Below are 13,756 nucleotides of genomic sequence, written 5' to 3'. Positions count from 1 at the left end.
TTTTCCTACTATTATACTATAATAGCCCTCTGATCAATTGCCATAGAAAAAGGTTCTAAATCTTGAATCTTCCACTATTACTAGGTATATGGAACATTCTTTTAAAACATAGATAAGGAATGAGACGTCTATGGTCTCATTCCTTATCTATGTTTTAAGTCCTATAACGCCTACCCTCGATGCTGTCATAAAGCTGAACTTTCGTTGCTATATCATCAATCTTTTTTAGCGATAACAAGTACTTTGCCTAGATCCAGCTGTTTCTCATAGAATCCAGCCTCGGCCTCCGTGAAACCAAGCGATACAATCTTGGCGCGGAGCTCATCGCCGCGGGACCGGAACAAATTCGCAAAGGCGTCAAACACGCCTTCTTCCTTGATGCCTACGTTATTGGCATCGGATGCATCCACGATCCGACTCGTTTTATCCGAATCATGAGCCAACACATAAATTCGATCATGATCGTAACCGGACTGCCGCAGGTTCTGAACCTCCTGAACCGCTTGTACACCATTCTCAACGACTTTGGCATATGACTTCGTATTGGTAAATTCCATTGTGAAAACCTCCCCTAATAGTGTAAAACCTCAATTTAGGTTATAGTCCATTTGTTATTAACCTTATTTCTTAAGGTTGAAACAACTTCAGTCGCTATAATCGAAAAATAAATCAATTCCTGCAATTTCGCCGGAGTCCCGGTCAATAAACACCTTAAGCGCTTGATGGTTCTCAAGGTACACATCCCCATCCTCCGCTTTGAAATACGGCTTACCCAGAGATGCCCTAATTTGATCGGTTGTCATACCTATACGCTGGTCTTCAACCTGAAAGGATACGGCAGAGGGCTTCACATGAACATATTCCGTGTAGCCGTTGCGGACCCCAACCTCCATATCTTTGTAATCCAGCTTGGTAATTCCGGTCAGCTCTTCATGCTCAATTCGAGCCGGCGTTCCCAGCTTCCGAATGACATCGTGCTTGTTATCCGTTAACGAAATCCCGTTTAAAGTTCCATAGCTCTCCGTAGAGTTGTCGCTGGTTTGTGCTTGTCCAACATCCGAAGCGGCATGAATTATAGGCGGTGGCGACATCCCGGCAGAAGGCTGCGGCTCTGCCACGGCACCCCCACCTCCGGAGTAAATCAAGAGCCCTACCATCAACAGTGCGACATTCCACATGCGACCTCCTCCTTTCTTCAGCTGTCGGAGCTATACCCGGGTTTAGCTTTCTTACGTTTATCTGGCTTTTTGGCGACGGAAGCTGTTCCACAGACCAACCGCTGTATCCACGTAGGCTAACCAGTTCCGACCGCGTGACTTTTCTTCTGCTTCGGTATTCTGATATACCGCATCATAGGATTGGAACGTACGATCCTGAGCCGTCAAAGGCACTTCCGTACGGGCAGGCTGCTCTTTCTTCTGCTCCATCCGGGATTGCTTAAAACGGCTAACCATGCCGGAGGATACCTGCTTCACCGCATAGGTGACCTCGCTTAAAGCTTCTCCCAGATTCTTGACGGTATCCAGCACCGGATCGATCTGTTTCATCTTATGCTGAACATCCACCGTAATATCGTTCGTATTCCGGATGGTCTGCTTCACTTCATAAGTTAATTCGTCCACCGTCTTTTGAACATCCTGAAGGGTTTCGGTTACCTTTTCGAGCGATTGTGTCGCAGCCTTTAATGTCTTGATTAAAAAGAAAACCAGAACCGCAAATGCTACGGCAATAATGGCAACACTGATTTGGGTTAGCATACGTTGTCCCTCACTTTCAAGTATGTTGGTTTCGGATACGCAATAGTTACCCTATCCCCCAGCCCACGAAACAAAGAGATCGCTGCCAATAATGCCATTGTCCTACAGCTTGTTTCATCCCCTGCCGCCCCGGTTAAAGAACACTACGAAGGGCGCTGTTGGCAACGGCTAAGCGGCTCCCTACCGAGCTTCAAATTGGATATGTGCCGTTTCTTGGAGCATCATGAGACTACATGCCTATATCCAATAAAATCGATGAAGAAAGCAGGGTGAATAGGATGTTAAAATGGTCCGTAATTTTTCTAGTTGTTGCACTGATTGCAGGGATCTTTGGCTTCTTCGGCATCGTTGAGGCTGCTGCCAGCATTGCGAAGGTGCTGTTCTTCATCTTCGTTGTCCTGTTTGTGATCTCTCTCTTTACCGGACGCAGACGAAGTATGTGACGCTGTCGCACATACTAAAGCCCATGCATTGAATATACACAGAGGAAATGAAAAAAAGGGTGCCCTCCGTTTGATCAACGGATAGGACACCCCTTTTTTTGCGCTGCGCAAAATCGGATCGGGTTATACGTTCGTTGCTGCAGCCTCCTGATTTTCTGAGGTTTTCGGCTCTTCGGCCGGCTTGGTCTTCTTGATAAAGAAAGCCAGGATGAAGGAAGCGACGCTGATCCATGTCGCAATAACAAAGGCATAGTTAATGCCATAAATGGTTGCTTCATTCCCCAGCTTAAGCAGGTCGGCCTGATTCTTGGGATCAAATAACCCCGATTGCATCAGAGCTTCCCCTTTACTCTCTGCCTGGGTCGACATGACGGTAACTAGAATTGCCGTTCCGATTGAGCCGGAAACCATGCGCAGTGTATTGGACATAGCCGTACCATGAGCGTTCAAGCTCCGCGGGAGCTGATTAAGTCCCGCCGTCTGGATCGGCATCATGAGCATCGACATCCCGAACATCCGGGCCGTATAGATGACCATGATGTGGCTGTAAGACATGGTTTCGGTCAAATTACTGAACTCCCACGTCGTAATGACCGTAATCGCCAGGCCGATAACAGCCAGCCATCTTGCACCAACCTTATCGAAGATCGCTCCCGTAATCGGTGACATGATCCCCATCAGAATGGCGCCGGGAAGCATGAGAAGTCCTGATTCCACCGGCGTGAATCCACGAATCTGCTGAAGATAAATAGGCAGCAGGATCATGCCGGCATACATCGCCATCGTGACAATGACATTGATAAGGGTAGTTAGCGTAAACATATTGTATTTGAATATCCGGAATTCCAGCATCGGATTGTCGGTCTTCATCTCCCGCCATACAAACAGGATGAGGGCAATCGTGCCGACTGCTAGGGTCGTAACAACCGGCGTGCTGGACCAACCGTCATTCCCGGCATCACTGAAGCCGTACAGCAAACCGCCAAAGCCCAGGGTGGACAAAATGATGGCGATCATGTCCAGCTTCGGCCGGCTGACCTCGGTAACATTTTTCAGGAAGAATACCCCGATTAGCGTAGCAATGATCGAGAAAGGCAGGATCATGTAGAACAGGACACGCCAATCATAGTGCTCCACAATATATCCGGAAAGCGTAGGTCCGATGGCAGGAGCAAATATCATGGCGATCCCCATCATCCCCATCGCCTTCCCGCGATTCTCAATAGGGAATATGTTCAGAAATACTACGGTCATAAGCGGCATCAAAATGCCTGCACCGGCAGCCTGAACGAGGCGTCCGGTAAGCAGTAACGCGAAGTTGGGGCTGACCGCGCACAGCAAGGTGCCAATCGTAAACAGCGTCATCGCACTGATGAACAGCTGCCTTGTCGAGAAACGCGCGATCAGATAAGCGGTAACGGGAATTAAGACCCCGTTCACCAGCATAAAGCCCGTGGTCAGCCACTGGGCTACGGTCGGTTTAATGTTCAAATTCTCCATGATGCTCGGCAGAGCAACATTCATCAATGTCTGGTTAAGAATGGCGACAAAAGCGCCAATCATAAGTGCAGCAATGATAGGTCCTTTCTTAACAGGCTCGCCGGGGCGAGCAATGGTATGGGTACTCATGTGCAGTCTTCACTCTCTTTCTAAGTAAAATCATACGTTTAGCATGTTTGTTCTATGTGGACATCTGACCCTGGATGTGCTCAACATTCGTCAAAATTTTGCTGTACAGGACACTCAACTGCTTAACCTCTTCGTCCGTTAGAAAGCCATATAACAAATCGCTTAACTCGGCACGTTTATTGGCCAGCTGCTCGATCAGATTACTCCCGAGCGGCGTAATCTCCAAATGAATGACCCTTCGGTCGGCTGTATCCCTTGTTCGGCGCGCGAATCCGCCCTCGATCAATTTATCGGATATGCCCGTAACCGCACCGCATGTCACATGAATGGAATCGGCCAAGTCCGACAATCTCAATGCACCCTGTTCGTGAAGCATCTCCAAGGCGGTATACTGCGTTCTGCCTAGTTTAGGAAACCCTTCCTTCTGCCACTCATGGTGCACAGTTCGAACCATCTTCTTAAATAGCATCTCCAACTCCAGAATTTCATTCCGCATGGACATGTATTTTTTACACTCCTTCAAAAGGTCCAGCACTTCTTCAATAGAGACCAACCTACTTCGTCTCTATATACTTTAGTACTAAAACATTTATTTCTAAACATTTACTGATTATAGTGGGGGATAATTATAGTGTCAATGTTTACATATATATTTTTTTCATAGTTTTTTTCTGAAAATAACGACTTTTCTCTTGAAAAACACAAAAAAAGACCCAGACTTGGTTTCCTTGTCTGAGTCTTTAGCCGATTCCCTTGCTTTACTTAAACAGCGACGGAATGGACATCCAATCCATCGTAAAGTTCAATTCCAAGCCGTCGGACAGAAACTTCACATTCTTCACAGTTACCAGATCCGGTAAATAGTCCTTGAGCGAAATTTGTATCGGCTCCAGCTGGAACATATTCAAAGGGATCTGGGCTCCCCGAATCGTTGTTGATTCATGCGTCAAGTGAAGATAGCTTCCCTCGGCAGACATCTGAAAGCGCAGCACTGCACCAAAGGGAAGAACCCCCCATTGCCCATTCATATGGGCTGTCATTGTGGTGCCATTCATCACGAAATCAGCACCTGTAATATCGACGCCCAGGTCATGGGTGCTCATATATTTTACCATGTTCTTCTTGCTGAGTTCTCCGACTTCTTCCGTACTCAGCAGCATACGGGTATCCCGATTTGACACCATGGTCATCAACTTGTCCTTGAAATCAACGGATCGGTAGCGCATATCCAGCGATTGTGTAGGATAAACAAACCAGACCAACGCACCGATAATCACAAGCAGAAGGACAAATATACCCAGCAGGAAACGTCCGGCTCTTTTTTTTCGACGTACCATCTAAAGTCCCTCCTCCCATAGGATATCCCTGCGACAACAAGGCTTTTCCCATCTCCAAAGTATATAGGAATCCTTGAAACTTGTCACGATTTGAGAAAGGTACCCAAATTTCTTGATTCAAAACATCCAAATCGTGGTTATTACGATAGTGTGTTAAAATAGTATATTAAAATCATACTTCGGTCCCAAGGAGGAATTATTCCATGAAAAAAACTCTAAGTATTACTGCAGCCCTAGCACTCACCCTGTCCCTGACCGCCGTAGCAAGCGCAGATCCGATTAGCGGGACGGTATCCGAGACTTCTGGGCCGGCTCCCATCTCGACGGAAGAGCCTATTATCAAACCGGAAGAAGTAGTACTGGTGCCTACACCTATGATCGAGATTGCAGAAAGAACCTACTTCTATAACGCTCCAAACGGCGAAAAGCTTGGTGCCTTGGCTCCGCAAAAAATCGACACAACCGGCAATCGAACGGGTGTCGTGCTTGGCGGGGAATGGGTTGAAGTTTATACATGGCTCGGTAAAGCTTGGATTTATGTACATTAATCATGTATGACTGCCGGACTTCATGATTCTTCATGTATCCATGCAGGTTAAATGGCAGGTCAAGATGAACTTGACCTGCCATTTGTATTCGTACCCATCGGTTATCCCCTAGGACGATTCCTTAGGCTCCACGTGAATATGGACGCTCATAATATTGTGAATCTTCTCCATCTGTTCTTCGATACGGTCACTGATCTGATGACCCTCCAGAACACTGATATCCGGGTCTACCTCGATGACAACATCCACCAGTACATGATTGCCGTGAATTCGGGCTTTCATGTCCTTAATCCCCTCGACACCGGGCGTACGGGCAATCGTACTACGCAAGTCCGACAAACGATTTTCATCAAAACCGTCCGTTAAACTATAGGTGCAATCCCTGAATATTTCCCAAGCTGTTTTGCAAATAATGACACCAACCGCTACCGCTGCTACGGTATCCAGCCAGGGCAGGCCGAATTGTGCGCCAATAATACCAACAGCTGCCCCCACACTAACGAGTGCGTCCGATAAGTTATCCTTGGCTGCAGCCATGAGTGCCTGGTTATCGATTCGCTGCGCGAGGTTCCGATTGTACCTGTACACGCCAAGCATCGCCACGGCACAGACACCGGCTACGCCGGCAGACCATAAATTCGGTATTTCCTTGGAACCTTCAAAAAATGAACGAACGGCTTCAACCAGCACTTGGATACCAACGACCGCCATGATAAATGAAGCAACCAAAGCCGCAATCGTCTCCGCTCTTAAATGCCCGTACGCATGATCGGAATCCGGCGGTTTCTGGGAAATTCGCAGTCCGATCAATACGGCGAGCGATGCCACGATGTCCGTCAGGTTGTTAAAACCGTCGGCAAGCAAAGCACTGGATGCGAATAAGTATCCACAAAATATCTTGAACGAGGATAACACGAGGTAGGCGGCAATGCTGATCCAGGCCCCGCGTTCCCCTTGTTTGATGTTATCATAGGCATTCACTTTATTACGTCTCTCCTTTGCTTGTCTTTCGCAGCCGTCAAACGATATCCATCATTATCCATATTTAATCCTAGCAAAGGTCATTCGTGTGGGTCCAGAGAAACATAATTGCTTCGGTCAAAGAACCATGGACGTAGAAAATGGTATTAATCATTGTTACCCTTGCCGGGCGATTTAAAAACGAATAAAATGAGGACAAGCGAACACGAAGAGGAGGGTGATACTATGCCCGAGAATAATGAATCACGTAAAGTGAATTTAGCCGATGCAATCCGGCAAAAGCTGGAACAGAAAAAACAGCAGAATGCGTCCGCGAATAAGCCCGGACAATTCCAAGCCGGTTCAGCGCAAAAAATGAAAAGCCAAAACAACAAAAAACCAAACAACCAGCGTCGTCGTACCGGCGGTTCGTAGAAGAGCCCGTTTCGTGCATAACGCAAAAAATGCTGCACCTCCCATACTTGGAAGGTGCAGCATTTTTTAAATGGATCGGGCGAGATGAAAGCTCACGCCCTCATCCTTCGCCATATCCTATTTTCTTAAGCTTCAACCGGGTACATGCTATCGCGAAGTCCCTTGATCTCTTCACTCTCAAGATACTCGTCATAACTCATACTGCGGTCGATGATGCCATTAGGCGTAATCTCGATAATTCGGTTGGCAATCGTCTGAATGAACTGATGGTCATGCGAGGTGAATAGAATCGTTCCGTCAAAATCGATCAGACCATTGTTAAGTGCCGTAATGGATTCGAGATCCAGGTGGTTCGTCGGCTCATCGAAGATCAGCACGTTCGCGCCGTTCAGCATCATTTTGGCCAGCATGCAGCGAACCTTCTCGCCCCCGGACAGTACGCTTGCTTTCTTCAGCGCTTCCTCGCCCGAGAACAGCATGCGGCCAAGGAATCCGCGCAAGAATGTCTCATCTTGATCCTTGGAATATTGGCGCAGCCATTCCACGAGGTTGATATCAACACCGTCAAAATAGGCAGAGTTGTCTTTTGGGAAATACGCCTGGGTTGTTGTTACCCCCCAGCTGTATTCACCGGCATCCGCCTCGGTTTCACCGGTTATGATCTGGAACAGCGTCGTTTTCGGCATCCCATTCGGTCCAACAAATGCGATTTTGTCGCCTTTGTTTACAACAAAGCTGACATTATCCAGCACTTTTTCCCCATCCATCGACTTGGTGATGCCATCAATCGTAAGCAGCTGCTTGCCCGCCTCGCGTTCAGGTTTAAAATGAAGAAACGGATATTTACGGTTCGAAGGACGAAGATCCTCCAACGTAATTTTGTCGAGCTGTTTCTTACGGGAAGTCGCCTGCTTCGATTTGGAAGCATTTGCCGAGAAGCGTTGAATAAATGCCTGCAATTCTTTGATCTTCTCTTCCTTCTTCTTGTTGGCATCCCGCTGAAGTTCAAGCGCCAGCTTGCTGGATTCATACCAGAAGTCGTAGTTGCCGACATACAGCTGAATTTTACCGAAATCGATATCCGCAATATGCGTACACACCTTGTTCAGGAAGTGACGGTCATGGGATACCACAATAACGGTGCCTTCATAATCCATAAGGAAGTTCTCAAGCCACTGAATCGATTCCAGGTCCAAGTGGTTGGTAGGCTCATCCAGCAGCAGGTTATGCGGACGGCCAAACAAGGCCTGCGCCAAGAGAACGCGTACCTTCTCGTTACCGCTCAGCTCAGACATCTTCTTATCGTGCAGCTCACGTGGAATACCGAGACCGATCAGGAGCGCTGCCGCATCCGGCTCTGCATCCCACCCGTTCAGCTCTGCGAATTCGCCTTCCAGCTCACCCGCACGCATGCCGTCTTCTTCGGAGAAATCGGATTTCGCATACAGCGCATCCTTCTCTTTCATGATGTTATACAGCCGGGCATGACCCATTATAACCGTCTCCAGGACGGGATACTGATCGTATTCATAGTGGTTCTGCTTCAGAACCGCCATCCGCTCATTCGGTGTCATATGAACCTCGCCTTGGTTCGGTTCAATCTCACCGGAGAGGATTTTCAGAAATGTAGACTTACCCGCCCCGTTGGCGCCGATGAGGCCGTAGCAGTTGCCCGGGGTGAATTTTATATTGACATCTTCAAATAGTGCTCGTTTGCCATAGCGGAGCGTTACGCCGCTTGTACTGATCATTAAGCATTACCATCCTTTATCACTATTGGTTTCAGCACATTATAGCATAAGTACGACGGTTATCGAAGCTTCTGGATGATATAAAACGGTTTTAAACAAATATAACCGCCTGCATGCGCCTTTTCTCAAGTATACAGAACCCGACGATCAAAGCCTCTATTTCTAGTTTAATAGAAAAGAGGCTTTTCTATTAATGAAAGAAACCAGTCGGATCAGGTCCCCCTCTCATACGTTATATTATTCTGATATGAAAGGAGGGGCCATAATGGGCAACCAGCTTTGCAATCGCCTGGCTCGGATCATTGGGGGCACAGGAAGCGTCACCAATGGCGCGTGCGTTGTCTCCACGCTGCGGAGGCTAAACGTGAAAATATTGGGACGCCGCAGCCGTTCTCCTTTGACACTGCCTTTCGCGTTATCCTTTGAGTCCAAAGACTCCCGTGGCCGCACGTTGAATCTGGGGGAAACCGTTATCCTGGAAAAAGAAATCAATCCGTTCGCGGCGGAACTGCTGAAGCGCGGAATAAAAGTAACCGCCATTCATAACCATTGGCTTTTCCAGAGCAATCCATTCAAATATATCCACTGGGAATCGATTGACGATCCCGTGCAGTTCGCTGAGAAAAGCGCTGCTGCCGCAAGAGCGGTCGGCATTCTGCCAAAACGCTGACGTTTAGAAGCAACTGAAAATGGGCCCGAAAGGTTATGAACAACCTTTCGGGCCTCTTTTGGCATTCTATGGTGTATGGTGTATGGTGTATGGTGTATGGTGATGGAAATCGCTTGCACGTTTCGGTTATGATGTCACGCTTCTTCGCTCAGGCTGAACCTTGAAGGTCTCTCCGTACTTTAATACGCGAATTCGCTCCTTGGCGATCCCCAGCCGCTCGCGTTCCGCCTCCATCCGATCCAGCGCTTCTCTGGCCGTGTCGTCTGCCAGCTTGAAGGTGCCGTAATGCATCGGGATCATCGTCTCGGCCTTCACATCCTGGAACGCCTGCAGGGCCTCTTCCGGATTGACGTGCTGCGATGTCATGAACCATTCCGGCTCATATGCCCCGATGGGCATCAGCGCAAGGTGAATGTTGAAGCGTTCTCCGATCAGCTTAAAGCCTTCGAAATAACCGCTGTCTCCGGCAAAATACAAATTCGGCGGAAGCAGGCGGGTGCCATCCTCCGATACAGGTTCGTTATTGCATGATGATTCATCGGAAGAAGCCGAATCCACCTTCGCATCCTGCAGGACAGGCTCCATTACGAACCCTCCCCAATGGGATGTATTCGTGTCAAACGGCGTGCGCCGAGTCCAATGCTGTGTCGGCACAAAGGAGAATTTCACGCCCTTGATGGTTGTGGATTCCCACCACTGCAGTTCGATCACGCGGCGAAAGCCTTTGTTGATCATTTTGCGACGCAGACCAACGGGTACAATGATCGTGGTGTCCGCACGGTACAGCTTACGGATCGAGGCAACATGCATATGATCATAATGGGAATGCGAGATCAGAATGACATCGATCGGGGGGATCTCATGAATGGGAAGCCCTGGTTCTCCAAGACGCTTATTAAATCCCATTCTCCGCGCCCATACGGGATCAGTCACGATGTTCAAGCCTTCATATTGGATGAAGAACGTAGCGTGCCCGATCCAGGTAACGGAGGTTTCGTGCCGGTTGCTATGCAAATACTGAAGATCCGGCGTCAGGTTCGGAATGCAGTAAGAATAATCCTTCTTCTTCTGACGACGTTCGTCGCGCCACTGCTTGAATTGTTTAAGTGTTTTATCCGTGCTGACGTTATCGATATTGTTATAGCGAATTTTTGGCATGCAGCCTCCTCCTTCCATTACCCTGTATTTTACCCCGTATTGACCTCTCCGCTCAACTTTGCGCTTGTTGTTCTTTTTACACCGAACGTTTCGTGGCGAAACAACCCGGAATTGCCTTTATCCAGAATCAATCCGATGGATCCTTATACTTGACGACGTAGATCGCCATAAAGGCTACAGCAGCCAGTACGGTGAGCAGCGGTGCTATGAAAATGGCGAAGTCCTCCACTTGCCTCATCCCTTCTTCGCGGATTTGCCGCGAATGTAGTTTGCATCGAACAGAAACAATCGCATCAGCAGGATCAGGGAAGGAACCAATACGCAGAAACCCAGGATAAATGCGGTAATCAATGCGATCGCCATCGTATCGTTGGTTATGCTCTCATGAATATGGATGTAATCATAGAGAATATACGGCAGATGCGAGCGTCCATATCCGTACCAAGCAAAGGCAAATTGGAGCATGACCATAATAAAAGCGATGCCGAGCCGGATTCGTTTCCATACGAGGTACACCGCAATGACAAAGCAGATGAACGACGCGATAAACATCCATGCGATATCCAGCATCTGCCCAAAATGCACCGGATTCTGATGGTTAATCTGGAAAAACGCGAATACCGAAGCCAGGATCGTCGGACCGCTCCATCCCAGCGCATAACCCCGGACCACGCCGAACGCTACCTCATCCCCCGCACGCTGCGCGTAATAGGACAGGAACATCGCCGAGATGTACAGAACGCTCACAAGCGCAAGCAGGATGACCGACCACGTGTACGGATTCGTGAAGAACGTATACCAATGAAGCTCTACCTTCCCGTTATCCATATAGATAATGCCGCCTTCCGAGATGGCCAATATCGTCGACAACGCTGCAGGGATGAGCAGTCCCGTTGCCCCGTAGAGCCCCATATACACGATATTGTTCCCGGTCTGGCTGCCATACGTGTGATAGGCGTAGTAAGCGCCGCGGATCGCCAGCAGCACAAGGGCCAAGCTGCCCGGCACAAGCAAGGCGGTGCCATAATAATACGCAGCATCCGGAAAGAATCCGACAAGTCCGACCACAAAAAAGATCAGGAATACGTTGGTTACTTCCCAGACGGGAGATAAATACCGCTGGATGATGTTATGAATCTTGTTCTCGTGTCCGGTGAGCACGCTGTAATAGCTGAAAAATCCGGCACCAAAATCAATCGAGGCCACCAGCAAATAGCCAAACAGAAATGTCCACAGCACGGTTATTGCCACCATTGCATAGCTCATTTGCGGTCTCCCCCTTCGATTTCGAGTCCCAGCAGCCGGATTTCCTCTTCCGCGCTTTTATTCCGGAACAATTGGCTTAACACGCGAATCGCGGATACGGATAGCACCAGATACAGGATTATAAACAGCACCAGCATCCAGCCGACGCTTGTTGAAGTGGTTGCCGCATCCGATACCTTCATGTATCCCCGCACAATCCACGGCTGCCTTCCGATCTCGGCAAGGAACCAGCCCAGCCATATGGCTGACATCGATAGAGGCCCCAAAGCCAATATACTGAGCAGCAGCCATTTTGGATAAGGCCTTTTGCCAGGAAGTTTCTTTCGGAACATATACAGGAGCGGAATCAGAACGATCACGGCGCCGCTGGTCACCTTTAGATCGAAAAAATAATGCACCGACATCGGCGGTCTCTCATTCTCCGGAAACTCATTCAGTCCAATGACCTCCGTGCTGGGACTGTTTCCCGCCAATATGCTTAGCGCGTACGGAATCTTCAATGCATACTTAATCTCGTTATTCTCATCCAGAAAGCCGCCGTAAATGAGCGGGGCTTGCCTCATCGTTTCAAAATGCCACTCGGCCGCCGCCAGCTTCTCGGGCTGGTATTTAGCCAGAAATTTGCCGGAGAAGTCTCCGATCATCACGGTGGCCACAGCAAAAACAAAGGTCGACACGACGGTGAGCTTCAGCGCTTTCTTAAAGTAGATGTGCTTGCTTCCCCGCAATATACTGAAAGCGGCTATGCTGGCCAGCGCAGCGGCGCTTGTCGTAAAAGCTGACGCCAGCACATGGCTCACCTTGGTCGGCGTCGCCGGATTGAACATGGCCACGAACGGATTCACATTCGTAAATACCCCATCCACCAGCTCGAAGCCCTGGGGCTGATTCATAAACGCATTCATGCTCGTGATAAAAAACGCTGACGCGGAGGAGCCGATCGCCACGGGAATAAGCAGCAGCAGATGGGTCCATTTATTTTTGAATCGATCCCATGTATAAAGATAAATGCCTAGAAAGATCGCCTCCACAAAAAAAGCAAAGGTCTCCATGAACAGCGGCAGCGCAATGGCTTTACCGGCGACGCGCATAAAGGTGGGCCATAACAAGCTGAGCTGCAGGCCGATGGCGGTACCTGTCACGACGCCGACGGCCACCGTAATCACATATCCCCGCGCCCAGCGCCGGGCAAGCAGCGTATAATGGTTGTCCCCTGTCCGAATCCCCCTCCATTCCGCCAGAGCCAGCATAATCGGAATCCCCACGCCGATGGTTGCCAGAACAATATGCACAAACAGGGTCAAGCCGGTCAGGATCCGGCTCATCAGTACGGGATCCAGTGAAGACATCAGGTTCACTCCTCGGTTTCTTTATCCAAAATGTTCCATATAACGCAGATACCCTTTCACGGCACCGTATAGCATAATGGCCGCAACAATAAAGCATAGAATCGCAAGCTTTCGCTCCTGCTTCCTGTGCATCCGTTAGCCTACCCTCCTTCAGAAGTTGTTAAAAAAGTCCGCTTTTGATAAGAAAACCTCTATCGAGGCCACTTCAAGGATGAGCGACCGCGATGCTTAGGTAGGTTTTCTTGCGATACTGAATTTCATCAGTTCCACTGATAACTCATAAATTCTATATCTAACACGAAGCGGATCAGGAAGCCGCTCGGCATCGAATCTTGGGGGCGGCCCTCTAACATGTGATTCTTTGAAAACCCAAATGCTTTACAATCCCATCATTATCAGTTTTACAAACCTTTCCTCTTTTTATCCAAAGTCCGGTCATTTTGTTTGAATCCT

16 protein-coding genes are annotated in these 13,756 nt (G+C 48.7%); 4 read left to right on the top strand and 12 right to left on the bottom strand.

Features of this window, described 5'->3' with window-relative positions:
- Positions 1-215 precede the first annotated feature (215 nt).
- The 3 genes from M4D81_RS23785 to M4D81_RS23775 all read right to left on the bottom strand — a co-directional run bounded on the left by M4D81_RS23785 (position 216) and on the right by M4D81_RS23775 (position 1,757).
- Positions 216-557, bottom strand: coding sequence for a YflT domain-containing protein (locus M4D81_RS23785; protein WP_260068252.1), 342 nt, complete (start codon positions 555-557; stop codon positions 216-218).
- 87 nt (positions 558-644) lie between these two features.
- Positions 645-1,178, bottom strand: a complete 534-nt coding sequence (locus tag M4D81_RS23780; protein ID WP_260068251.1) for a hypothetical protein — start codon at positions 1,176-1,178, stop codon at positions 645-647.
- A 57-nt stretch (positions 1,179-1,235) separates the two neighbouring features.
- Entirely contained in the window at positions 1,236-1,757 is a 522-nt protein-coding gene (locus tag M4D81_RS23775) for a DUF948 domain-containing protein (RefSeq protein WP_071219615.1), read from the bottom strand.
- 278 nt (positions 1,758-2,035) lie between these two features.
- Here M4D81_RS23775 and M4D81_RS23770 point away from each other — a divergent pair, with 278 nt between their 5' ends.
- Complete coding sequence (locus M4D81_RS23770; protein WP_006212708.1) at positions 2,036-2,200, top strand: DUF1328 domain-containing protein; 165 nt, start codon at positions 2,036-2,038, stop codon at positions 2,198-2,200.
- 123 nt (positions 2,201-2,323) lie between these two features.
- On the opposite strand, the gene M4D81_RS23765 is transcribed toward M4D81_RS23770, so the two are convergent.
- The 3 genes from M4D81_RS23765 to M4D81_RS23755 form a co-directional block, all read right to left on the bottom strand.
- A complete protein-coding gene (locus M4D81_RS23765; protein ID WP_071219617.1) occupies positions 2,324-3,829 on the bottom strand; it encodes a DHA2 family efflux MFS transporter permease subunit in 1,506 nt (501 codons plus the stop codon).
- 52 nt (positions 3,830-3,881) lie between these two features.
- Positions 3,882-4,331: a MarR family transcriptional regulator gene (locus M4D81_RS23760; protein ID WP_071219618.1), complete on the bottom strand. Its 450-nt coding sequence runs from the start codon at positions 4,329-4,331 to the stop codon at positions 3,882-3,884.
- 256 nt (positions 4,332-4,587) lie between these two features.
- Positions 4,588-5,166 carry a hypothetical protein gene (locus M4D81_RS23755; RefSeq protein WP_260068250.1) on the bottom strand — a complete coding sequence of 193 codons (579 nt, stop codon included), beginning with the start codon at positions 5,164-5,166 and terminating at the stop codon, positions 4,588-4,590.
- A gap of 203 nt (positions 5,167-5,369) precedes the next feature.
- On the opposite strand from M4D81_RS23755, the gene M4D81_RS23750 reads away from it, so the two are divergent.
- Positions 5,370-5,714, top strand: coding sequence for a hypothetical protein (locus tag M4D81_RS23750; protein ID WP_071219620.1), 345 nt, complete (start codon positions 5,370-5,372; stop codon positions 5,712-5,714).
- 108 nt (positions 5,715-5,822) lie between these two features.
- On the opposite strand, the gene M4D81_RS23745 is transcribed toward M4D81_RS23750, so the two are convergent.
- A complete protein-coding gene (locus tag M4D81_RS23745; protein ID WP_127593941.1) occupies positions 5,823-6,695 on the bottom strand; it encodes a cation diffusion facilitator family transporter in 873 nt (290 codons plus the stop codon).
- Between the two features lie 225 nt (positions 6,696-6,920).
- Between M4D81_RS23745 and M4D81_RS23740 the strand changes: the two genes are divergently transcribed.
- Positions 6,921-7,109 (top strand): hypothetical protein, encoded by a 189-nt coding sequence (locus M4D81_RS23740; RefSeq protein WP_071219622.1) that lies wholly within the window; start codon positions 6,921-6,923, stop codon positions 7,107-7,109.
- A gap of 125 nt (positions 7,110-7,234) precedes the next feature.
- On the opposite strand, the gene M4D81_RS23735 is transcribed toward M4D81_RS23740, so the two are convergent.
- A complete protein-coding gene (locus M4D81_RS23735) occupies positions 7,235-8,860 on the bottom strand; it encodes an ABC-F family ATP-binding cassette domain-containing protein (RefSeq protein ID WP_194544600.1) in 1,626 nt (541 codons plus the stop codon).
- Between the two features lie 265 nt (positions 8,861-9,125).
- Here M4D81_RS23735 and M4D81_RS23730 point away from each other — a divergent pair, with 265 nt between their 5' ends.
- Positions 9,126-9,530 carry a DUF1259 domain-containing protein gene (locus M4D81_RS23730; RefSeq protein ID WP_260068249.1) on the top strand — a complete coding sequence of 135 codons (405 nt, stop codon included), beginning with the start codon at positions 9,126-9,128 and terminating at the stop codon, positions 9,528-9,530.
- A gap of 126 nt (positions 9,531-9,656) precedes the next feature.
- Here M4D81_RS23730 and M4D81_RS23725 read toward each other — a convergent pair whose 3' ends face one another.
- The 4 genes from M4D81_RS23725 to M4D81_RS23715 all read right to left on the bottom strand — a co-directional run bounded on the left by M4D81_RS23725 (position 9,657) and on the right by M4D81_RS23715 (position 13,303).
- A complete protein-coding gene (locus M4D81_RS23725; protein ID WP_071219625.1) occupies positions 9,657-10,688 on the bottom strand; it encodes an MBL fold metallo-hydrolase in 1,032 nt (343 codons plus the stop codon).
- Between the two features lie 127 nt (positions 10,689-10,815).
- Complete coding sequence (gene cydS / locus M4D81_RS34975; protein ID WP_483874642.1) at positions 10,816-10,926, bottom strand: cytochrome bd oxidase small subunit CydS family protein; 111 nt, start codon at positions 10,924-10,926, stop codon at positions 10,816-10,818.
- Positions 10,923-11,954, bottom strand: a complete 1,032-nt coding sequence (locus M4D81_RS23720) for a cytochrome d ubiquinol oxidase subunit II (RefSeq protein WP_071219626.1) — start codon at positions 11,952-11,954, stop codon at positions 10,923-10,925. Before M4D81_RS23720 ends, cydS begins: the two co-directional genes overlap by 4 nt.
- Positions 11,951-13,303 carry a cytochrome ubiquinol oxidase subunit I gene (locus tag M4D81_RS23715; protein ID WP_194544603.1) on the bottom strand — a complete coding sequence of 451 codons (1,353 nt, stop codon included), beginning with the start codon at positions 13,301-13,303 and terminating at the stop codon, positions 11,951-11,953. The genes M4D81_RS23720 and M4D81_RS23715 overlap by 4 nt, the downstream gene beginning before the upstream one ends.
- Between the last annotated feature and the right edge of the window lie 453 nt (positions 13,304-13,756).

Source organism: Paenibacillus sp. p3-SID867, assembly GCF_025142895.1.
Lineage (GTDB): Bacteria > Bacillota > Bacilli > Paenibacillales > Paenibacillaceae > Paenibacillus_AQ.
The sequence above is the reverse complement of the archived record's forward strand: the minus strand, read 5'-3'. Positions and strand labels throughout refer to the sequence as shown.